The organism is Stenotrophomonas sp. (assembly GCF_032066555.1).
In the GTDB taxonomy this organism is placed as follows: Bacteria; Pseudomonadota; Gammaproteobacteria; order Xanthomonadales; family Xanthomonadaceae; genus Stenotrophomonas.
In genome coordinates, this window is sequence record NZ_DAMBKV010000019.1 from 24,270 (window position 1) to 45,311 (window position 21,042).

The window sequence follows — 21,042 nt, forward strand, 5'->3', positions numbered from 1 at the left end:
ACGCGACTCCTCAAATAAGAATAGTTATCAATACCATTGAAAGTTTAGGCGCAGCGAAGGAAAATCTAGGCAGGACCACATTCCGGGATGCCCTGCATGCAGGTTTTCACCTGCGCCGAACTAATGACCGCAGCCCACGCGCTGGGCGGGCAGGTTGATTTCAATGCCGGCATGGCCGACGCCACGCCGGTGCTGGCCGGCTGGCAGCAGGTACACGCGCTGGACGATGGCGTGTCGCTCTACCTGAGCCGCAGCCGCGACATGGTGGGCGGCTGCAGCCACAACCGTCTGGCACCGGGCATCACTGCCGGTTTTCTGGTGGATGGCGAGGCCGACGTTGCCATCGGCAGGCACCGCTTGCGGCTGGAGGGCAACCATCGACGCATGCCGACCATGCTGGTCTACCTGCGTGAGGAAGACAGCTTCCAACGCCATTGGCAGGCCGGGCGACAGGAAGGCAAGGTCAGCCTGCACCTCAGCGATGACTGGTTGCAGCGGCAGTTGCAGGCCGATTCCCGTGGCAGCGCCCGACTGGCCCGCGTTTGCCATGGTCACGCCGATAACCATGCATGGCGACCACCGGCGCCGTTGCTGCAGCGTGCAGCGCAACTGCTGGAGAACAAGGCCGGTTCGTTGCCATTGCTGCGCCGCCTGCAGCAGGAAAGCTTTGCCCTGGAACTGGCGGCGGACGTGCTGCAGACACTGGCCAGCGAGGGCAGCGAGAAACCTTTGAGCTCACACCTGCAGCGCTGTGTCACCCGCCTGCAGCAGTGGTTGCAAAGTGGAGAGGCTGACACACTGAGCATCGCGCAGATGGCGCGCCAGCTCGGCACCAATGCAGTTGACCTGCAACGTGGCTTCCAGCATTGCCATGGCCAAAGCATCGCCAACTACCAGCGCGAGCTACGGCTGGAACGCGCCCGCCAGGCACTGCTGCGGCAGCGCGTTCCCGTGGATGTGGCCGCCACCATCGCCGGCTACGCGCACACCAGCAGCTTCAGCGCCGCGTTCAAGCGCCACTACGGCACTTCACCCTCGCAGCTGAAGTAGCCAACACAGTGCTGTAGACGCTGCAGCGGTCGCGTTGATTGTGGAAGTTGTGGGAGCGGCGTAAGCCGCGAAGCCACCAAACACAAACGCCTGCACGGTGCATGCATCCAACGATGCCAGCTGGCAGCGAACGAACTGATCAACAAACGCGCAGAACGTGATCATCGCGCCGAACGTTCCGATAGACAGCTCGTGGCATAAAGCCACCACACCGCGCGACGCAGCAGCTGCATGTTGCATGCAGCTCACACCGACTTCGTGCACTTCTTGTAGCCGACCACGAGGCCAATTCATACCGATGAATTGGCAAGTCGAAGACCCCATTGCATGACCATCACCGTGGAAGCGAACGCCTGTTCACCCGCATATTTTCACCTCGCATCTGCATAGATGACTGCGCACGCCACGCGTTGGTCCATCAAATTCAACGGTGTTCATTGAGCTTGCTGAATTCAAGTCACAGCGGTGCTCATTCAAACACCTTCACAGTTCATTTATCTGTGCAAACCTCAGCTGAAAGCGCATCACGCTGCTCTGCAGAAACGTAGCTATATTCGAGATCCCCCAAGCGAAGGAGGAAGTGGAATGTTCATGACCAAACAAAAAATGGTGATGGCGCGTACGCTCGGCGTGGCAGTCGTCGTCATGAGCCTGGCATCCTGTGCAACCTATAAAGAAGAGTTTGCAGGGATCAACTCACGCCTCGACCAACTCGACACGAGGGTACAGGGCGCGGCACAGAGCGCCGAGTCCGCCAATCAGTCCGCACAGCAGGCCAACCAACGACTGGATCAAATTGAAGGTCGCGTCCAGCAACTCGAAAGGGCGCCACGCCGCACACCGCGCGGCTGATCGCTCCGTTCAATTCACGATGAATACCTGAATTCAGGATCCGGTGGCCTTTACCGGCCACTGGTTTCCTCCCCTCGATCAGTCTTCATTGCAAGGAACCGTCCCATCCGTACGTACACATACCCTGCAATCCTCGTCGCCCTTGGCGTGCTGGCGTTCGCGAGCATCGACGCGGCCAGCGCCAAGGATGCGACTGTGCAGCAAACGGCAACCGCCGTCGATCAGCTTCCGCCGGACCAGAAGGTGTCCGACACGGTGATTGAACTCGCCGGCTGGGTTGTCGCAAGCAAGGACAACCAGGGCTATCCCTTCGCGATCATGGACAAGGCCGCTGCACAGATCCTGGTGTTCAGTGGCGACGGCCGACTGCGTGGCGCCACGCCCGGACTGTTTGGCTCGGCAACTGGCGATCACGTAGCCCCAGGCGTTGCCGGCCTCGCGCTGCGCGAGATTCCGGGGCGCGACCGCACCACACCTGCGGGTCGTTTCATCGGCGGCTTCGGCCCCTCGCTCGATGCGGGCCGCGTGCTGTGGGTGGACTACGATTCCGCAGTCTCCATCCATCCCACCGCTACCGGCGTGCCCGCCGAGCGACGCGCAGAGCGCCTCGCATCGCCAACGCCGGACGACAATCGCGTCACCCACGGCTGCATCAACATCGCGCCGGACTTCTACGAGCAGATCGTCAGCCCGACATTCGAGCGCGGCGGCCTGTTCTACATCCTGCCGGACAAGGACAGCCTGGAAGCGACCTTCCCGGAATTCGCAAAGAGTCGCGCAGCCGGGAAAGACAGCGAAGGCAAACACGCAGGGCGCTGAAGAAGGTGCCCTGCCTGCGCATCCGCATCAACGCGCGCCGACCAACATCGCCAGCTACCCGCATCAACAGACGTAGCCACAGGCTCCTTCTGTTGTGGGAGCGGCGTAAGCCGCGAAGCAAGCACCACCTACCGAACTACCAATGCGACCGAATCAATCCACAGTCCTATCAACGAAACCGCGCGTATAAGGCAACACCTCCAAACTACGCCGATCCACCTGCGCCAAAACCTCGTTGAAACCAAACGCAGGCTCCCAAGCCAAGGCCCGCCGAATAGCGGCATTGTCGTAAACCCGATCAATGACCGAAGGCAGTGGCCAACCACGCCGCGCATGCTCGGCAACCAGCTCCGGGCAGCGCAGGCGCAGCACTTCAACGGCATTACGCCCCAACTGTTCAAGGTCTTCGCGCTGAAACGGCGTTGAGCCACTGACAACAAATCTGCTGAACGAACCAGCCGGCAACGCCAACGCCGCCACATGCGCATCAGCAACATCGCGGACATCAATGCCGCGATGCAGGCGCAGCACCGACATCTGATCCGCAGGCTGCGGGAAGCAGCGCGACATGCGGATGACGCTACGTGTCAGCCCCGCACCGGACCACTCGGCCAGGACCTGCTCGGCCGCCAACTTGGTGCGGTGATACACAGTCTTGGGCTGCGGCGTCACGGATTCATCGATCCAGGTGCAACCCTGCTCGGCGACAGCATCGCCATATAGCGCGGTGGTACTGGTGTAGACCACCTGCTTCACCCCAGCCTGCTGCGCAGCTTCCAGCAACTGCTGCACACCCGCCACATTGACCCGCTCGAACTCGCGATCAGATACTAGGCCAACATGCGGCGCGTGGTACGAAGCGGTGTGGAAGACCACATCGACGCCCTGCAATGCCGAGTGCAGCAATCGGCTATCGGTGAAGTCACCCATAAGCGACGAGCAGGAGAAAGGGGAACGGTCGAGGCCAACGGCCTCATGGTCTGCGGCAATCGCGTTGTAGATTGCGCGGCCAATCCGGCCTGAACTACCGGTGATAAGAGCTTTCACGGAAAAGTGCGTCTGGCGCCCGGGATCTGCCGGGATGGAGGCATGGTAAATATATTGCTACATCCAAGGCTACGCGAGGGACGCTCACGCCGTTGTTGACCGAAGGTCGCCATCGACCCGGAGCGGACATCGGAGTTCGATTGAAGCTAGGTCCTTATCAGAAGCTCTAGGATCAGCTTATCGAGCGTGATGAGGCGTGCTCGGTGCAGCCGCCGAGTCGGCCTCATAAACTACCCGCCCATCCCGCACGGTCATTCGCACGTCGGCGTAGGCATCCGGTTGTTCCTGCGGATCGGAGCCAAGGATTACCAAGTCACCTATATATCCCTTTCCTAAGCGTCCGCGTGTTGCTGCTTGATCGAAGTGATGAGCCGGGGTGGTGGTGAGGCTCGCGAGAATCTGGCGCCAATCCAGTCCGGCGGCGGCCATTAGTCGGAACTCAAGGTGAGTGTCGTATACGTCGATGTAACCTGCATCTGTACCGAACAATACCTGTCCGCCACCGATTGCCATCGCACCCAACTGTTGCTGCGCTGTACCGACGAACTTCGCCAGCACGGACTCAGGCACACCTTCGCGACGTAGTTCTGAATCAAACAGTGTCAGGGTGGGCGCGAGGGCCACATTGCCCGCTTTGAGGCGTGCGACGAATTCAGGGGGCCACGCGCCCGCGTCCGGTGCTGCATGCGCCAGCACATCCACGCCGCTGTCGACCGCTACATCTAGTCCAGCTTGATCAGTGGGATGGGCGAATACGGGTTTTCCACGTGCATGCGCCTCTGCAACGACCGCACGGGCGATATCCGTCGACATTGGCAATACGCCTCGCGGCCCCCCAATGATGGACCCAGTAAACAGCTTCGCGCCATCCGCCCCCGCCTCGATCTGGGCAGCCGCGCGTGAGCGTGCGTGTTCAGCCGTGGCTACTTCCGCGCTCGGCGCGTTTGACTGCTGCCAGAGTTCCCGGACATAGATGGGCGTCCCATGCTCGGGAAAGAAAGGCATATCGACCGTCAGCAGTCGAGGCCCGACGACTTCGCCGCGATCAATACGTGTGCGCAGTGCACGGACATCGCCGGGCAGGGAGGCGATGTCAAACAGTGTGGTGAAGCCCCAGCGAGTGAACCTCTCGCGGAGCGCTTCGTCCAGCACTTCGGCCGGTTGCTCGTCGGGAACAAGGAAGGGAGGCTTTATCAGGTGGATGTGGCTGTTCCAGAAGCCTGCCATCACAAATTTTCCACGGCCGTCGACGATGCGTATGCCAGGTGGTATCTCCACATTGCCGCGATCGCCAACCACAGCGATTTTTCCCGCCCGGATTAGCACCGTGGCATCTTCCATGGGACTCGCGTCGGGTCCGGAATACACGCGAGCGCCTACCACCGCGAGATCCTGTGCTTTTGCAGGCATCGATGAGACAAGGGCGGAGAGAATGCCGGCTGCCACGCAAGCTCTTGAAAACATGTTCCGCATGATTTCACTCCTAACTGAAGGTCTTTCGTTGGGGAGGGCACCATGACTTCCCTAACGCAACAGCCGATAGGTAGCGGCAGCGGAGAATCGAGAAGGTCCTCTTTCCAATCCTGGCGTGACACCACAGTGATCGATGCTAGCCCGCGCGAGTCAGGAGCGCCGGTTCAAGATCGAAGAGCAATGCGACGCCAGTCGTTCAATACGACCTTCACATTCTCGTGAAGCGTGCCCTGTCGCGTGAAGCCCCACCAGATAATGGCTCCCTGCCAAATGCTAATCAGCTGCCGGCCCAACACGGCGGCAAGAGTCGGATCCTGAGAAAGTCGTTGTCCCAAAGCTGCGGTCAACTGCTTTTCCCACGCTGCTCCTCGAGCGCGAAGCACAGGGTTACGAAAGTCCTCTCGAAGCAGCAGTAGTCCTTCCGAGAAGTCCACTTCTCCGCTTCCACTGTTTGTCAGACGCAGAAGAAGATCCACCGCGCCCGCTGGGTCGGTCGTCGCTTCGGTATGGGCGGCATGGGTGGCTTCCTCCAATCGCGCCCACGCATGTAATAGGGTCGACTCGACCATTCCCTCACGTGTTCCAAAGCGCTGCACAAGCGTTGCAGGCGCTAGATCAGCATATTTCGCTGCCTGAGCGAACGACAGATCTGGACCGTCCCTGCCGATGACGACCAAAAGCCGATCCATCAATTCTGCGTCTGAGACTTTCTTTGATCTGCCCATCGTCTTAATATAACCGAACATTCGTTCATAAAAAAGGGCGACTCCATGGCCCGCATTCTTGGATACATAGCCTCCAGCCTTGACGGCTTCATCGCTTCACCGGGAAACGGGCTCGATTGGCTGCAGCGCTATGAAGGTATGGACCTTGGGGAGCACGACTACAACCGCTTCCTCAAGGGTATTAGGACGGTTGTCATGGGGCGCGGAACGTACGACTTTCTCGCTCGGGACCCTGGGCCTTGGCCGTATCAACACCAGCGGGTCATTGTCGTCACCTCTCGCGCCATTAGCGAGCCCAAAGGAACGCTTGAAGTACGTCATGACGTTGACGCCCTGATCGCCGAACTCAGAGAGCTCGATGATGGAAACATTTGGATGTTGGGCGGTGGGCAGCTGCAGATGGCTTTCATGGAGCGTGGTGGGCTTGATGAGATCGAGATCTATGTCATGCCGGAGCTCCTGGGAGGCGGCAGCCCTTTGTTTCCCGCAACGGGCATCCGGCTTAGTCCGACGCTCATCAATGCGAAGACGCTGGACCGGGGCTGCGTTCGCCTGCACTACTCACTTCGTAGCGAGTGAAGCGTGGAGAATGAGGCTGTAGAACCGTGCTAGGTCAAAGATGATAGAAAGCCGAATTGCAATCAATGCAAGTCGTCAGCTTAAGACTTACCCGCGATGTCCGCTTCTGGCCGATAGCCGACGCTCACCTTGTGCATATCTTTCTTGTGCAATTACTACGTGAAATTGCTTTGGTTCAGCCTGAGCGTGACGTTCATCAGGGTGATCAGAACGGGTACTTCGATCAGAGGGCCAATGACGGTGGCGAATGCGACAGGCGAGCGAATGCTGAACGCACTTGCCGTCACAGGAATCACAAGCCCGAAGTTGTCACCAGTATCCTCTCAGGCGCCAGCGACAGCTTCAGCTTTGCGCACCGGAATCCACCCCGGCGCCGCCTCTACGGCTCGCCACAGGCCATCGGGAATGGACAACGCCGCGCGCTTGTCCAGAACCAGTTCCTGGCTGATCTGCTCACTACAGCCCGCCTGAGCTAACCCTACCCAATCCGGGTTAATAACCAGCGCTTTGCCCACGACCGCCAGCGAGAGCCCCAGATCCAGCGCAGTCTGGGCCTGTGCCGGGGTGCGCAACATGCCCGCCGCCAGCACTGGTACGCGCTTGCCGACATGCGCAATGACCTGCTCCACGGTGAGACGGGTATCGGTTCCCAGCGGGCGCGCGCCCAGAACATCGTTCAGGGAGATGTGCAGGTAGTCGATGCCCTCGGCAATCAGCCCATCCACCAGCGGGCAGATGTCCGGTACCCGATAGCCACCTTCCTCGCGTTCCTCGGGCGAGATGCGGTAGCCCAGCAGGAACGGGCGCGTGGCATATTTGGCGATCACCCGCTTGGCTTTCTTCACCACTGCCAGCGCGAAGCGCATGCGTTTTTGCTGCGAGCCGCCCCACTCGTCACCGCGCTGGTTGTAGCGTGGCGAGAAGAAGTTCTGCAGTAGGAAGCCGTGCGCGCCATGCAACTCTACGCCATCGAATCCTGCCTCGACGGCACGGCGTGTGGCCTCGCCGAAAGCGTGCACCATCTTCAGGATCTCACTCTGCGATAAGGCACGCGGCGTCACGTCGTCCCGATTGAAAGGCCCGCCCAGCGCATTGACGGCACTGGCACTCACCAGTTCGCCTCGCGGCACTGCGTCCACTACCGCTTTGTTGCCTGCATGGAAGATTTGCAGCACTGCCGAAGCACCGCCGCTCTTGGCAGCCTCGGCCAGCCGGAGCAAGCTGGGAATGAAGCGATCGTCATAGGCGGCGAACTCATCGGTGAAGCCAATGCCGTCCTCCGCCACATGGGTACAGCCGGTGATGACCATGCCCACGCTTTGGGCGCGGCGGCGGTAGTAGTCCAGTTCCGCATCCGAGATAGCTCCATCGGGATTGGCGGACCAAGTGGTCATGGGCGCGATCACCACACGGTTACGCAGTGTCAGGCCGTTGTTGAAGGCAAAGGTTTGGAACAGAGTGGCGGGTTCGGACGTCATGGAGAAGCCTTGGCACAGCGGAGGTGCGCATAAAGAAGTCAGGAGGCTCCCAATCTGAGGCCAACGCGCGTAAGTGCCAAGAATTGCAAACCGCACAAGAGTATTCAGTCCAAATTGACAATCAAGCGTGAGAGCACCGCTCAACGTATCTGCTTCTTCGTTGAAGGTGGTTGGCGCATGCCCGTCATGCCCTCGCGCTTCTCGACCAGAAAATCAATCAAGGCCCGCACCTTGGCCGGCATCTGTGCGCGGGTGGGTGCATAAATGTAGAAGCCAGCGAAGGGCTTGCACCAAGGTTGCAGTACCCGTACCAGTTCGCCGGAATCCAGGCGCTGCTGCACGGCGATGTCGATGTGCTGGATGAGGCCTACATTCTGCAAAGCGGCGCGGATCATGCTGTCATCGTCGTTGGTGATGAGGCTGCCCTGCGGCTCTACTGTGAAGGCATGCCCGCCGTCATCCGTTGCAGTGAACTCCCATGGCAGGATCGCACCGCCGGGGGCCCGGAATCGCAGACAGTTGTGTTGCGCTAGATCGGCGGGCGTGGCCGGTTGTGGGTGGCGCTCGAAGTAAGCGGGCGTGCCCACCACCGCCATTTCCAATGGCGGCGTAATCGGCACGGCCACCATGTGCTCGGCCAGGCTTTCGCCGACCCGGATGCCAGCATCGCACCCGTCGGCCACGATATTGGCCAGCGCATCGTCGGTGACCAATTCCAGTTGGAGTTTGGGATAGCGGGTGCAGAACTCTTCCAGGTGCGGCTCCAGCAAGGTCTTGGCGGCCACACGAGATGTATTCACCCGCACTAGGCCCGAAGGCTCATCACGTGCGTCATGCATGGAGCGCACTGTGCGCTCTACGGCGACCAGCGCCGGATACCACACGTCATAGAGCCGCTGGCCTTCTTCAGTGAGCGACATGTCACGCGTGGTTCGGTACAGCAGCTTGACATTCAGCCGACGCTCCAGCGCCTTTACGTTCTGCGACAGATTGGCCCGAGAGACTCCCATCTCCGCTGCCGCCTTGGTAAAGCTGCGGTGGTGGGCGACGTGAGCAAACCAAGCCAGGGAGGGGAGCAGTGACGGATCCATGTGGCGATCATTGTAAATTTGAGAATACAACTGTAATTCAGATTGATGGCTATAAGGGGCCAAATATTGGGTCTACAGTGCTTGCATCGGTGGTTGGCCGCACTTCCCTCGAGGGGCGGTGACCAAGCAAATCACTCAGCGCCCCAAGGAGCACGCCATGCAAAGCGTCAAGATCAGGACCACCTACTGGGACATCGCAGCGGACCTGCAATTTCCACCCAACTTCGACGAGAACAAGAAGTACCCGGCGATCATCAGCGCTCACCCCATCGGCAGCTGCAAGGAGCAGACTGCCGGCAACGTCTACGGGAAGGCCCTAGCGGAAGCCGGGTTTGTAGTCATCGCCTTCGACCGCAGCACGCAAGGTCAGAGCGGTGGCGAGCCCCGCTACATTGAAGACCCGGCCATGGCCGTTGAAGACTTCAGCCGCGTCTCCGACTATTTGGTCACATTGCCGTACGTGGATGCCGACCGCATCGGGGTATTAGGCATCTGCGGCGGTGGCGGTTATGCCATCAATGCGACGATGATCGAGCGTCGCATCAAGGCCCTGGTCAGTATCACGGGTGTCAACTACGGCCGTTTGTGCCGCGAAGGCTTCAGCGGCTTCAACCCGATTGGCCAGATGGAAGCCGTGGCCCAGCAACGCACCACCGAGGCCCGGGGCGAGGCACTCAAGGTTGACCTGTTCGTTCCGCCGTCCATGGATGCGGTCGCCCAAGCGGGCATCACGGACGTTGATGTCCTCGGCGCCACTGATTACTACCGCAACCGCTGCATCAACGACAACGCCGGTACGCGTGCGCTGTTCTCGCGCCGGGCTGCCTCCGCCGCTTGGGATGCCTTCCATCTGGCCGAGACGCTGCTGACGACGCCGATGATGGTGGTGGTCGGCGACAAGCCGGGCGGCTTTGGCGCCTATCGCGATGGACTGGAAATTTATGCGCGCGCCGCGTCGAAGGTCAAGGAACTGGTGGTTGTGGAAGGCAGTTCGCACTACGAGTTGTACGATCAACCGGCCCCTGTCGGGCAAGCGCTGGCTAAGCTGATTCCGTTCTTTCAGAAGAACTTGTAAGCCCTGAGTACCGAGCATCTTTTGGACAAGCCCGAAAGGTGCTCAGCCGGGAGCAAGGGGAATGGCGCGACTGCGTCGGCGTGAGGAAGTAGGTGGACAGCTATCCGAAGCTCGACCGCATAGATGTCGCGCTGCTCAGCCACTGTCTGGGCGGCATCTCGCAGTACGTGGCCATGGCATGCGACTTTGATTTTTCGAGAACGTGCGTGCCATGTGCAGTCCGATGGTGCCGATGCCTGAAGGGCTGATCGAGTGAGCGCTACAACGCATGGGCATGCCGCAGTATCAGGAGCTTGTGGATCTGGAACCGCTCAAACTCGGAGCTTTCACCGCGTACTAGAGCAGCCTGTGCTGATGTGGCAGTTGCACGACGATGCCGCCGCCTCAACCCCACGATGTGCGGGCAACCTTCGATCTGCTTGGCAGGCAGAAGAAGGAACTGATCTGGATCGGAGGCACCATGCAACGCTCCAAGGATGGGTACAACTGGCTTGGTCGCCATCCACAGCAAACGCTGGATTTTTTAACAAGCATATGAACACAGGAAACTAAGATGACCAAGGTGTTGATCCTGGGCGCCAGCGGGCAGATTGCCCGCCATGTCGTGCAGATGCTGGGCGAGCGCCGAGATGTCGAGCAGACCCTGCTCGTGCGCGATCCCACGAAGCTCACCAGCACTGAGCCAGTTAACGCAAAAATTGCGGTGGGCGACGTTATGGACAAGAAGCTTCTGCCCCAGCTCATTGAGGGGAAGGAAGTGGTCTATGCCAATCTGGCAGGTGATGTGGACAAGCAGACTGTGCATATTCTTGCGGTGATGAAGTCTAAGGGCGTCAAGCGGCTGATCTTCGTCAACTCACTGGGCATCTACGACGAAGTGCCGGGCCAGTTCGGCGAGTGGAACCGCAAGGAGATAGGGCAGTACCTGCCGCCGTACCGCAAGTCTGCGGATCTAATTGAGGCTTCCGATACCGACTACACGATCCTGCGCGCCGCTTGGTTGCAGGACGAGGATGAGGTCGACTATGAAATAACTGGCCGTGATGAGCCCTTCAAGGGCACCGAGGTATCGCGCAAGAGCGTGGCTGCTCTGGTGGCCGAGTTGGTCGAGAACCCCGAGCGTTTGGTGCGAGCCAACGTGGGCGTGAACAAGCCAAATACCGACGGCGACAAGCCCGCGTTTGTTTGAGGAATAGTACCCAAAATGCGCGAAACGAAGCGCCTCTTCAGGAAATGCTACGGCCGGATCAGCAACCATCCTGACCCAAAATCTACTGCTTTTGCTAAATGATTTTACAGAGACCTGTTGGCACCAAGCTACGTTCGATTTGCTACCAGGCGAGCGGATTTCCCCTAGTACTTTCCAACGATAGGCCTGCAGTTTGGGGAGAGTCGTTTCTCTTCCGCGCTGCGTCCGTTTTGGGCCGTTGGCGGACATCGAACGGAATACGCACGTTTTCAAACTCAGCGCCTAACGAATTCAGCGGATCCCGAACCATCGGAAGGTTGGAACATATGCTCAAAATCATGGGCTTCGCAGCTACGCTGATATTTGCAAGCAGCGCTCAAGCCCGCGACCACCCGAACCGCTCATGCGAAAAAGCACCGCCTCTGGCAGAAATCCAGAAGCTGCTTCCCGATCACGTGATTGGTGAAACCGCGGATGTAGACCGCAGCCGGTAGAGAAACTGCCCCAATTCCCGCGCGGCATCTGGATGCGCTCCGGCAGCAGCCTGACCTGCATCGTGGTTGTTCTGGGCGAGACGGGCAAGCTGCAGGACGCCATCGTTTCCTATCCCCCCCGATTGGGGCTGACCGATCAGGAGAAGCAGGTGATTCTTGCCGTTCAATGGACGCCGGCACAGGCAGGCGGGCAAGCGCGGCCTTCCCTGATGTCCATGGATTTCGAGATCCACTGACGCCGCTTCAGTCGGTAATGGGCTGAGCTTCAACGTTGGCGCTGAAGCTCAGCCCGCGCAATGCAACCCACAGGTTGCATTGCGCATAGGCAACCTATCGGTTGCCTGCTCAGGCCGCCTGCACGATATGCAGCGCCTTCGGATTACGCCACGTCGCCAGCAAGCTCGCTTCGCGCGCCTTGGCTTCGTGCAGGTGCGCTTCCTTGACGTGGCCGTAGCCGCGGATGTGCTCGGGGATGCTGGCGATATCCACCGCCAGCGCCAGACGACGCGCATCCAGGCCGCTGATCAGTTCCTGCAGGGTCTTCTCGTAGTCAGCAATCAACTGACGCTCGCCACGGCGTTCCTCGGTGTAACCGAATACGTCGAAGCGGCCGCCGCGCAGGCCCTTGAGCTTGGCCAGCAGGCCGAAGGCCTTGAACATCCACGGGCCGTATTCCTTCTTCTGCAGCTGGCCCTGCTCGTCGCGCTTGGCGAACAGCGGCGGGGCCAGGTGGAAACGTACCTGGTAGTCGCCCTCGAACTGCTCGCTCACGCGCTTGATGAAGTCGCCGCTGGTGTACAGGCGGGCCACTTCGTATTCGTCCTTGTAGGCCATCAGCTTGAAGAAGTAGCGCGCGGTGGCTTCGCTCAGCGCGGTGCTGCCCGGGATGGCCTGCTGCTCGGCGCTGCGCACTGCATCCACCAGGGCGCGGTAGCGCTTGGCGTAGGCAGCGTCCTGGTAGTCGGTGAGGAAGCTGCTGCGGCGGGCGATCAACTCGTCCAGCGAACGGGACAGGTGCGCATCGTCCAGCGATGCGAACGCGGCTTCGCCACTGGTCCGGCTCGCGGCGGGCAGGCCACGCACGTCCGGCTCGTTGTCCGGGTTGCGCGGTGCCGACGGTGCACCGGCTTCGCTGCCTTCCCAGTCACCCGGCGGCAGTTCGCGCAGCGCGGCCGGCTTGCGCTCGGCATCAGTCGGCGCGTTGTGGATGAGGCCGGCGGCCTGCTGCACGGCCTGCGGATCGATGGCGGCCAGGCGGCCCCAGGCGAACGCGGTCTGGTTCATGGCCACGGCGGCGCCGTTGAGCTCCACCGCGCGCATCAGCGATTCCAGCGACAGCGGCACCAGGCCCTGCTGCCAGGCGAAGCCGAGGATGAACAGGTTGGAGGCAATCGCGTCGCCAAGCAGGGCGGTGGCCAGCTGGGTGGCGTCGAGCAGGATCGGGTCGCGCCCGCCCAGTGCCAGCTTCACTCCGGCAATGATGTCGGCGGCCGGGAACTGCATGTCCGGGTGGGTGGTGAAGGTACCGGGCATGGCTTCGTAGGTGTTCAACACCACCTGCGAGCGCTCGCCGCGCACCTTGGACAACGCCCAGTAGTCGTTGACCACCACCATGTCGCAGCCCAGCACCAGGTCGGCTTCACCGGCGGCGATGCGCACCGCGTGGATGTCGGCCGGCGTATTGGCGATGCGGATATGGGTGGTGACTGCGCCGCCCTTCTGCGCGAGACCGGTCTGGTCGAGCACGCTCGCGCCCTTGCCTTCGAGGTGGCCGGCCATGCCGAGCAGCGCGCCGATGGTGACCACGCCGGTGCCGCCGACGCCGGTGATCAGGATGTTCCAGGGTTGCGAGAAGTCAGTGCGGAAGGTGGGCGCCGGCAGGTTGTCGAGCAGGCTGGCGGCCTTGCTCTTGCTGCCCTTGCGCAGCTGGCCGCCGTGCACGGTGACAAAGCTGGGGCAGAAGCCGGTGGTGCAGGAGAAATCCTTGTTGCAGTTGGACTGGTCGATGTCGCGCTTGCGCCCGAACTCGGTTTCCTTCGGCAGCACGGAGACGCAGAAGCTCTTCTCGCCGCAGTCACCGCAGCCTTCGCAGACCAGCGAGTTGATCATGGTGCGCTTGGCCGGGTCGACGATCTTGCCGCGCTTGCGGCGGCGGCGCTTCTCGGTGGCGCAGGTCTGTTCGTAGATCAGGATGCTGGTGCCCTTCACCGTGCGCAGCTGCTGCTGCACGGCGTCGAGCTCGGCGCGGTCGTGGAACTCCACGTCGGACGGGAACTCGTGGCGGCGCGACTTCCACTTCTGGATGTCGTCGGACAGCAGCACGATGGTGTGCACGCCTTCCGAGCGCATCTGGTGAGCGATCTGCGGCACGGTCAGGGTGCCGTCCACCGGCTGGCCGCCGGTCATCGCCACCGCATCGTTGTAGAGGATCTTGTAGGTGATGTTGACGCCAGCGGCGATGGCCTGGCGGATCGCCAGCGAGCCGCTGTGGAAGTAGGTGCCGTCGCCGAGGTTCTGGAACACGTGCTCGGTGTCGGTGAACGCGGCTTGCCCAGCCCAGGTGACGCCTTCGCCGCCCATGTGGGTGAAGGTGTCGGTGGCGCGGTCCATCCACGTCACCATGTAGTGGCAGCCAATACCGGCCAGCGCACGCGAGCCTTCCGGCACCTTGGTGGAGGTGTTGTGCGGGCAGCCGGAGCAGTAATGCGGCACGCGCGGGAACTGCGCGCGCGGCAGGGCCATCTCGGCTTCCTTGACGTCCATCCAGCGCAGGCGTTCTTCAATCGATTCGGTGTTGAAGAACCGCTGGATGCGGCGGCCGATCACGCCGGCAATGGTGGCCGGGGTCAGCTCGCCGGTGGACGGCAGGATCCACTCGCCCTGCTCGTCGTACTTGCCGACGATGGACGGGCGCGCGCCCCAGCTGGCCGGCCAGTTGTAGAAGTATTCCTTCATCTGACGCTCGATGAAGGCCTTCTTTTCCTCCACCACCACGATGTCTTCCAGGCCGCGGGCGAAGGCACCGATGCCCTGCGGCTCCAGCGGCCAGGTCATGCCCACCTTGTAGACGCGGATGCCGATGTCGGCGCAGGCCTTTTCGTCCAGGCCCAGGTATTCCAGCGCCTGCTGTACGTCCAGGTAGCTCTTGCCGGTGGTGACGATGCCCAGCCGCGCCTGCGGCGAATCCATCACCACCTTGTCGATGCCGTTGGCACGGGCAAAGGCCTGCGCGGCCTTTACCGCATAGCGGTGCAGGCGCATTTCCTGCTCCAGCGGCGGGTCCGGCCAGCGGATGTTGAGGCCGGCGGCCGGCATGTCGAAATCTTCCGGCAGGATGATCTGGCGGGCAAACGGGTTGACGTCCACCGAGGCCGAGGATTCCACCGTCTCGGCAATGGTCTTGAAGCCGATCCAGCGGCCGGTATAGCGGCTCATCGCCCAGCCGACCAGGCCCATGTCGAGGATGTCCTGCACGCCGGCCGGGTTCAGCACCGGCATCATCGCGCTGACGAACTCCTCCTCACTGCCGTGCGGCAGGGTGGAGCTGCGGCAGGCATGGTCGTCGGCGGCCAGCGCCAGCACGCCGCCATGCTTCGAGGCACCGGCGGCGTTGGCGTGCTTGAACACGTCACCGCAGCGGTCCACGCCCGGGCCCTTGCCGTACCACATGCCGAACACGCCATCGACCTTGGCACCGGGGAACAGGTTGGTCTGCTGCGTGCCCCAGACCATGGTCGCGCCCAGGTCTTCGTTGAGGCCGGGCACGAACTTCACCTTGGCTGCTTCCAGGTGCTTGCGCGCGCGCCACAGCTCCAGGTCGAAGCCGCCCAGTGGCGAGCCGCGGTAGCCGCTGACGAAGCCGCCGGTATTCAGCCCGGCCGCGGCGTCGCGCTGCTGCTGCATCAAGGGCAGGCGTACCAAGGCCTGCACGCCGCTCAGGTAGATGCGGCCATCGGTGCGCGTGTATTTGTGTTCCAGGGTGTAATCGGAATCACGCACGCCGATCAGCGGATCGTTGGCGGAAGCAGGCGAGGTAAGTTCGGCGGTACTGGTCATGGCTGGCCCATTGCGGAAACGGCTGGCAGGTGCCAGCCGGCGGGGCCGGTGGCAGCCGCGGATTGTAGCAGTGGGGCTTTCATCACCCTGTAACCCTGTCGCGCGTAGCGCCCGGAGCGGTTAGGATCGGGGCCGGGTGGGGGATAACTGTTCGATGGGGATTGCAGTCATGGGGGTTACAAGGCGCGTGGTCGCTGGCGTAGTGGTGCTGGCGGCGTTGCTGTTTTCAAATGTGCAGGCGCAGAGCCTGCCGAAGATCAACGAGTTCTATTTCGACGATGACGTGGCCGCCAAGCCGATTCAGGTCGTGCCACCTGAACAGGCAGATGCGGTGGATCAGCTGATGAAGCTGCGTGAGCGTGGCCGCAAGGGCGTGGAAGCCACCGCCCAGCTGGCCAGCATCGCCTACCGTGATGGTCGCGAGGAACTGGGTGCCAAGCTGTACCAGGAGGCCTTGGCCGCCGTCGCCGACAACTCCGTGCAGGCGCGCAGTCTGCGCTGGAACCAAGGCTGGGATCTGTACCGCAAAGGCAACCCCGAGGAAGCGCTGGCTCACTGGACCAAGGTCGCCGAGGGCACGCGCGGCAATCCGTCATGGCTGCCGCCGACGCTGGCGTTGGCATTGTGGAGCTTGAACCGCAAGGACGAGGCCGTGGCCTGGTATGCGGCTGCCGTGCGCACGGAACCGGGACAATGGAGTGAAGCGGCGGCTTACCCGCAGCTGCTGCCTTCCTGGAGTGACGCCGAGCGTACACAGCTGGCCCAGGTACAGCAGGCGTGGGCGGCCAATCCGCCGGCCTGGCCGTAAGGAAGCAGCTGCGATGCAGTGCCCGTACCGTGTGCCGGCACTGCAGCAGGAGGTTTTGAGCCAGCGCTGATTCCCGTCGGGGACGGCGCGGGGCATGCTCGCATCATGGCAATCGACGCTTTCGCACTGATCCTGGCCATGCTCGCACTGGGCATGTCGTTCGCCCGCCTGCGGGTGTTTCCGGACAACGCCGCCGACGTGCTCAACAAGGTGGTGCTGTACATCTGCCTACCGGCCGCGGTGCTGACCTATGTGCCGCGCCTGCAGCTGGATGCCTCGTTGATCGGCATCATGCTGACGCCCTGGTTGCTGATGCTGCTGACGTTGGCGCTGGTAAGCCTGGCTACGCGCCTGCTCGGCTTCGACCGGCAGGTGCATGCGGTGCTGTTGCTGTGCGTGGCACTGTGCAATTCCAGCTTCATCGGCTACCCGATGGTGCGCGCGCTGTTGGGTGACCATGCTTTGCCGTATGCGGTGGTCTACGACCAGTTCGGCACCTTCGTGATGCTGTCCACCTTTGGCCTGTATGTGCTGGCCCGCTACAGCGGCGATACCCCGCCCAGCACCCGCCAGATCCTGCTGCGCATCGTGCGCTTCCCACCGCTGTGGGCGCTGATCTTTGCCCTGCTGGTGATGCCGGCGTCTCCGCCGACGTGGATTGCCGGTGCGTTGAAGAATGTTTCCGATGCGATGTTGCCGCTGGTGATGCTGGCCGTGGGCCTGACCATCCAGCTACGACTGTCGCGCGCTGAACTGGCACCGCTGGGCATAGGCCTGCTGCTGAAATTGATCGTGCTGCCGGCGGCGGCGCTGCCCTTGTCATGGGCGTTCGGTCTGCAGGGTGAGATGCTGCGGGTCAATGTGCTGGAAACGGCGATGCCGACCATGATCACCGCCGCCGCCTTGGCCATTTCGCATCGATTGGCGCCGCGATTGGCCGCAGCGATGGTGGGCTATGGCATTGTGTTGTCGCTGGTCACGCTACCGGCATGGGTCTGGGTATTGGATCGGGTGGGTTGAGCCGGTATGTGAGCAGGAATGCTCAAAAACGAGGAGAGCAGGATGCGTAAGCCTTGGCTGGCGATGGCGGGATTGGCGGTGCTGGTAGTCAGTGCAGGTGCAGTTGCACAAACCGCTGATGCTGAAATGACGCCCGAGCAGCAACACGAACAGCGGGAGGCTTGGGGGAAACTGAAGTTGGAGTTGGTGAGCGGAGTTCTCGCCAGAAGTGATCAGCCCCGGAAGCTCTACGCGGCGTGGTTGTTGGAGCCAATAACCCAGGCATATTTGCGAGGAAGCATTACCAATGCGCCTGAGGTGGACGAAAGGTTGCTGCGGGCATATCGGATAGGCTCGAATGAGCCGTTGATAGCCGCTGCAATGGTGGAACGATGCATTCGAACGGGAAAATGTGAGGTCGATGAGGCGGTAGCTGCGTTGCAAAACGGGGATGCCGACAATGCGGGGAGCCAGCTGTTGTTGATGCGCTTGGCCGAATATCGCAAGGATCCCGTCGAAACCCAGAAAGCATGGGAGCGTGCGGTTCAGGCGAAGAGCTACCGTGACCCAGTGACGGCGACGACGGGTTTGCTGGCTGAGGCGACGGAAGATGTCGCATGGCCTCCGTCTGACCCGGCTAAGCTTGAAGCTTGGGTGCGGGACCCGAAAAGTCAGGATACCGAACACGAACGCCTGGTTACCGTGCATTGGACTGCGTTGAATTTATTGCCGAATGACGCGCGCCAGGTTTCGGAAGCATGCATGCCTCCGGAGCTGGGCGCGGAGAAAAACCAGCAGTGCCGGCATTTGTTGACTGTCTTGGCCGATAGTAATTCGTTGACAATGGCGCGGTTGGGCGCTGCACGAATGGCTGCGCTTGAATTGGATGAAGTGGCCAAGGCGGAATGGTCAGCGCGCTATCGTGAATTGGAGTGGCTTCACTCAGTCAGTAACCATTTGTTGGGAAAATCGGGCGAGAAGCCCAATGCGAAAGTCAGCGAAGTTGAACTGGTGCGATTGTGGATAGAGCGCGGCGAGCTGTTGATGGCGCAACATGTCTTGACATCCTGCGGGGTTGCGTTGCGTCCGCCCGCTGACTGGAAAGTTCCGCCACCGACGCAGCCGGATACCTATCGCCTACCGTCATGTCGCTGATTTGGTTGTAGTGCGGTGGCTTTGGCTTCCGTGGTCCAGGTAGCCCGGGTGAGCTCAACGCAACCGGAAAACGGGAGCAGCGCTGTGCACACCTGCGTATCAATCGCTGCATTCGTGGTGTCTGCCATCCGTCAGGTGATGAGGGTATGGGGGCTGCACTTGTTCGGGCTACGGCGCGGATCACCATGTTGTCGCTGGTGATCTTGTCGGTTCCGCTTGGGTGTTGGTACGGCTGGGTTGATCCGGTACGTTTCAACACGTGATGGTTGAAAGGGAAGGGCTATGCGTAAACAAGGAATTTTGTTGATGCTGTTGTTGGCGATGACCACTACGGCGAACGCACAATCGCCTGCAGAATATCAGGGCGGCATGGCTCCTGAAGAGCTGCTGGTCCAGGTGCAGGCACAGAATCAGGCGCGGATGGAACAGGCACGCAAGCTGGCAGCCACAGGCGAAGCGCTGAATCTGTATGCCGCTGCTGGATTGGCTCCGCTTTCGCTCGATCTGCAGGCCGGCCAGCTGAAGCCCGCGCCGGAAGCGGAGCGCTGGTTGCTGGAGGCCATCGCCAACGGCAGTGATGAATCCCTGATAGCGGCCACCGCAGTGCGTCGCTGCCTTGACGGTGGCGATTGTGCGGTGGAGAGGGCGGTAGCGACGCTGCAGACCGAAGAGGGTGCTGACGCGCAGTTGTTGTTGATGCGTTGGGCGCAGACGCGTGGAGATCAGGATCGCGCCAACAAGGCCAAGCAACGTGCCTTGGATGCGCCACGTTATGGTGATCAGCTTCCCTCGATAATCCGGCTGCTGGATGCGGCCACCAGCGGGATGGCCTGGCCTGTGGTCCAGCCACAGCGGGCGCTGCAATGGGAACGGGCCAACAATGGCTTGTATGCAGAACATGAGCGGGTGGTGACGATTTTCAGCATCGCGCTGGGCATGTGGCAGCCGGAGTTGAAAGCGGCATTGGCGCTCTGTCCAGCGGATGAATCCGACATCCATCAGCGTGAGCAATGCCGCAACCTGCTACAGCGAATGGCCGACAGCGACACGATGATCATCGCCAAGGCCGGTGCGCAACGGCTGGCACGTATCGAGGCGCAATCTGAAAGCGCCCGTAGTTCAGCTGAGTATCTTCGGCAGTTGGATTGGTTGTTCTTTCGTAGCGCCGAGTTCTTGAACAACAATGACCCCGCACGGAAAGCTTCGACCGTCGAGCCGCAGGTCTATATGCGCTGGTTTGGCGAAGAAGGCGAGATCCCGGCAATGCGCAGATTTCTACAGCATCAGGGGGAGCCCTTGCTGCCGCCAGCCGGATGGGTAGCACCGCCGGTGCCGCCAACCAGCTGATATCAAGCGCAAGCCGCGTGACTTCATGGTTGATGGCTAGGATTCCATTTGTGGGAGCGGCGTAAGCCGCGAAGCTGACATTGCTGAGAGTCCTCGCAGCTGTGCTATCTGATTCAGCACATGCTTCGCGGCTTACGCCGCTCCCACAAATAGCGCATCCGTGCTCCGTTGATGTAGCCCGGGCAGGCGCAGCGCACCCCGGAAGTCAGGTGTACGCGCAGATAGATATTGCGCCCGTGATGTACGCTGAGGCATGGATCCGCTTTTCATCGTGGATTGGTTCAGATATCAAGGTCCCCATGAAATTCTATGCACTGGTCGTATTGCCCATGGGTACGGATGTCAGCGATGGACATGCCATTGAAGCCGCCGTTGCCAGGCAAATGAAGCCATTCCAGATGTGGCAGGACGATCTCTCACCGGGTGCGTGGGATTATTACTGGTGCTGCACACGGGAGTGGCTTGAGGAAAACGCTGTCGACTTGCGGGATTGGCCGGGCGCTTTGCGAGATTCCGAGTACCTGGTTTTTCCGGCTGATACGCTCACCGAGAGTGGCGTCACCCCTGCAATCGTTACTCCCGCGCCTGGGTGGTTTGAGAACAGGGATCACCACGAGCCCGCAGCTGGCGCGTGGAATGACCGCGCGATTGCTATATGCAGGCAGTTTCGCGGGCACCACATAGTTGTTGTTTATTGCCATGGATAGTGGGCATCACGCGCGGCGGTTTCGGCCCATCGGATGATGGGCGTGCGCCCTCCCTTTCGCATGGCGAAGGGGAGGGTTGGGAGGGGTGCTTTTTGCTT

General features: G+C 61.2%; 18 protein-coding genes. 12 read left to right on the plus strand and 6 right to left on the minus strand.

Annotated elements, in window-relative coordinates:
• Positions 1-123: 123 nt before the first annotated feature.
• The 3 genes from RT131_RS16655 to RT131_RS16665 all read left to right on the plus strand — a co-directional run bounded on the left by RT131_RS16655 (position 124) and on the right by RT131_RS16665 (position 2,721).
• Positions 124-1,050 carry an AraC family transcriptional regulator gene (locus RT131_RS16655; RefSeq protein ID WP_313173888.1) on the plus strand — a complete coding sequence of 309 codons (927 nt, stop codon included), beginning with the start codon at positions 124-126 and terminating at the stop codon, positions 1,048-1,050.
• Between the two features lie 585 nt (positions 1,051-1,635).
• A complete protein-coding gene (locus tag RT131_RS16660; protein WP_296249044.1) occupies positions 1,636-1,902 on the plus strand; it encodes a hypothetical protein in 267 nt (88 codons plus the stop codon).
• A gap of 147 nt (positions 1,903-2,049) precedes the next feature.
• Positions 2,050-2,721, plus strand: a complete 672-nt coding sequence (locus RT131_RS16665; RefSeq protein WP_343239660.1) for a hypothetical protein — start codon at positions 2,050-2,052, stop codon at positions 2,719-2,721.
• Positions 2,722-2,874: 153 nt separating this feature from the next.
• Here RT131_RS16665 and RT131_RS16670 read toward each other — a convergent pair whose 3' ends face one another.
• From RT131_RS16670 to RT131_RS16680, 3 genes are all read right to left on the minus strand, one after another.
• Positions 2,875-3,768 carry an NAD(P)-dependent oxidoreductase gene (locus RT131_RS16670; RefSeq protein ID WP_313173889.1) on the minus strand — a complete coding sequence of 298 codons (894 nt, stop codon included), beginning with the start codon at positions 3,766-3,768 and terminating at the stop codon, positions 2,875-2,877.
• Positions 3,769-3,945: 177 nt separating this feature from the next.
• Entirely contained in the window at positions 3,946-5,241 is a 1,296-nt protein-coding gene (locus RT131_RS16675) for an amidohydrolase family protein (RefSeq protein ID WP_313173890.1), read from the minus strand.
• Positions 5,242-5,405: 164 nt separating this feature from the next.
• A complete protein-coding gene (locus RT131_RS16680) occupies positions 5,406-5,987 on the minus strand; it encodes a hypothetical protein (protein WP_313173891.1) in 582 nt (193 codons plus the stop codon).
• A 24-nt stretch (positions 5,988-6,011) separates the two neighbouring features.
• Between RT131_RS16680 and RT131_RS16685 the strand changes: the two genes are divergently transcribed.
• The gene (locus tag RT131_RS16685; RefSeq protein WP_313173892.1) at positions 6,012-6,545 is read left to right on the plus strand and encodes a dihydrofolate reductase family protein; all 534 of its coding nucleotides are present in this window, start codon (positions 6,012-6,014) and stop codon (positions 6,543-6,545) included.
• A 323-nt stretch (positions 6,546-6,868) separates the two neighbouring features.
• On the opposite strand, the gene RT131_RS16690 is transcribed toward RT131_RS16685, so the two are convergent.
• Together RT131_RS16690 and RT131_RS16695 are read right to left on the minus strand one after the other, a co-directional pair.
• Positions 6,869-8,023, minus strand: a complete 1,155-nt coding sequence (locus RT131_RS16690) for an NADH-dependent flavin oxidoreductase (protein ID WP_313173893.1) — start codon at positions 8,021-8,023, stop codon at positions 6,869-6,871.
• A gap of 140 nt (positions 8,024-8,163) precedes the next feature.
• The gene (locus tag RT131_RS16695; RefSeq protein ID WP_313173894.1) at positions 8,164-9,114 is read right to left on the minus strand and encodes a LysR family transcriptional regulator; all 951 of its coding nucleotides are present in this window, start codon (positions 9,112-9,114) and stop codon (positions 8,164-8,166) included.
• A gap of 157 nt (positions 9,115-9,271) precedes the next feature.
• Here RT131_RS16695 and RT131_RS16700 point away from each other — a divergent pair, with 157 nt between their 5' ends.
• From RT131_RS16700 to RT131_RS16710, 3 genes are all read left to right on the plus strand, one after another.
• Entirely contained in the window at positions 9,272-10,189 is a 918-nt protein-coding gene (locus tag RT131_RS16700) for an alpha/beta hydrolase (RefSeq protein WP_313173895.1), read from the plus strand.
• 553 nt (positions 10,190-10,742) lie between these two features.
• Entirely contained in the window at positions 10,743-11,378 is a 636-nt protein-coding gene (locus RT131_RS16705; RefSeq protein ID WP_313173896.1) for an SDR family oxidoreductase, read from the plus strand.
• 526 nt (positions 11,379-11,904) lie between these two features.
• Complete coding sequence (locus RT131_RS16710) at positions 11,905-12,108, plus strand: hypothetical protein (RefSeq protein ID WP_313173897.1); 204 nt, start codon at positions 11,905-11,907, stop codon at positions 12,106-12,108.
• Positions 12,109-12,217: 109 nt separating this feature from the next.
• Here RT131_RS16710 and RT131_RS16715 read toward each other — a convergent pair whose 3' ends face one another.
• The gene (locus tag RT131_RS16715; protein ID WP_313173898.1) at positions 12,218-15,928 is read right to left on the minus strand and encodes an indolepyruvate ferredoxin oxidoreductase family protein; all 3,711 of its coding nucleotides are present in this window, start codon (positions 15,926-15,928) and stop codon (positions 12,218-12,220) included.
• Between the two features lie 169 nt (positions 15,929-16,097).
• Here RT131_RS16715 and RT131_RS16720 point away from each other — a divergent pair, with 169 nt between their 5' ends.
• From RT131_RS16720 to RT131_RS16740, 5 genes are all read left to right on the plus strand, one after another.
• Positions 16,098-16,736, plus strand: coding sequence for a tetratricopeptide repeat protein (locus RT131_RS16720; protein ID WP_313173899.1), 639 nt, complete (start codon positions 16,098-16,100; stop codon positions 16,734-16,736).
• 105 nt (positions 16,737-16,841) lie between these two features.
• On the plus strand, positions 16,842-17,756 hold the full coding sequence (locus RT131_RS16725; protein ID WP_313173900.1) for an AEC family transporter: 915 nt from the start codon (positions 16,842-16,844) through the stop codon (positions 17,754-17,756).
• A 42-nt stretch (positions 17,757-17,798) separates the two neighbouring features.
• Complete coding sequence (locus tag RT131_RS16730) at positions 17,799-18,890, plus strand: hypothetical protein (protein ID WP_313173901.1); 1,092 nt, start codon at positions 17,799-17,801, stop codon at positions 18,888-18,890.
• Positions 18,891-19,259: 369 nt separating this feature from the next.
• Positions 19,260-20,237, plus strand: coding sequence for a hypothetical protein (locus tag RT131_RS16735; RefSeq protein ID WP_313173902.1), 978 nt, complete (start codon positions 19,260-19,262; stop codon positions 20,235-20,237).
• 209 nt (positions 20,238-20,446) lie between these two features.
• The gene (locus RT131_RS16740) at positions 20,447-20,944 is read left to right on the plus strand and encodes a hypothetical protein (RefSeq protein ID WP_313173903.1); all 498 of its coding nucleotides are present in this window, start codon (positions 20,447-20,449) and stop codon (positions 20,942-20,944) included.
• Positions 20,945-21,042: the final 98 nt, after the last annotated feature.

What these genes read in the sequence shown, in the direction of transcription:
- RT131_RS16725 (WP_313173900.1), top strand. Translation starts at nt 16,842, where the DNA reads ATGGCAATCGACGCTTTCGCACTGATCCTGGCCATGCTCGCACTGGGC.
- RT131_RS16715 (WP_313173898.1), bottom strand. Translation starts at nt 15,928, where the DNA reads ATGACCAGTACCGCCGAACTTACCTCGCCTGCTTCCGCCAACGATCCG.
- RT131_RS16720 (WP_313173899.1), top strand. Translation starts at nt 16,098, where the DNA reads ATGGGGGTTACAAGGCGCGTGGTCGCTGGCGTAGTGGTGCTGGCGGCG.
- RT131_RS16735 (WP_313173902.1), top strand. Translation starts at nt 19,260, where the DNA reads ATGGCTCCTGAAGAGCTGCTGGTCCAGGTGCAGGCACAGAATCAGGCG.
- RT131_RS16695 (WP_313173894.1), bottom strand. Translation starts at nt 9,114, where the DNA reads ATGGATCCGTCACTGCTCCCCTCCCTGGCTTGGTTTGCTCACGTCGCC.
- RT131_RS16680 (WP_313173891.1), bottom strand. Translation starts at nt 5,987, where the DNA reads ATGTTCGGTTATATTAAGACGATGGGCAGATCAAAGAAAGTCTCAGAC.
- RT131_RS16730 (WP_313173901.1), top strand. Translation starts at nt 17,799, where the DNA reads ATGCGTAAGCCTTGGCTGGCGATGGCGGGATTGGCGGTGCTGGTAGTC.
- RT131_RS16660 (WP_296249044.1), top strand. Translation starts at nt 1,636, where the DNA reads ATGTTCATGACCAAACAAAAAATGGTGATGGCGCGTACGCTCGGCGTG.
- RT131_RS16705 (WP_313173896.1), top strand. Translation starts at nt 10,743, where the DNA reads ATGACCAAGGTGTTGATCCTGGGCGCCAGCGGGCAGATTGCCCGCCAT.
- RT131_RS16690 (WP_313173893.1), bottom strand. Translation starts at nt 8,023, where the DNA reads ATGACGTCCGAACCCGCCACTCTGTTCCAAACCTTTGCCTTCAACAAC.
- RT131_RS16685 (WP_313173892.1), top strand. Translation starts at nt 6,012, where the DNA reads ATGGCCCGCATTCTTGGATACATAGCCTCCAGCCTTGACGGCTTCATC.
- RT131_RS16675 (WP_313173890.1), bottom strand. Translation starts at nt 5,241, where the DNA reads ATGCGGAACATGTTTTCAAGAGCTTGCGTGGCAGCCGGCATTCTCTCC.
- RT131_RS16700 (WP_313173895.1), top strand. Translation starts at nt 9,272, where the DNA reads ATGCAAAGCGTCAAGATCAGGACCACCTACTGGGACATCGCAGCGGAC.
- RT131_RS16655 (WP_313173888.1), top strand. Translation starts at nt 124, where the DNA reads ATGACCGCAGCCCACGCGCTGGGCGGGCAGGTTGATTTCAATGCCGGC.
- RT131_RS16710 (WP_313173897.1), top strand. Translation starts at nt 11,905, where the DNA reads ATGCGCTCCGGCAGCAGCCTGACCTGCATCGTGGTTGTTCTGGGCGAG.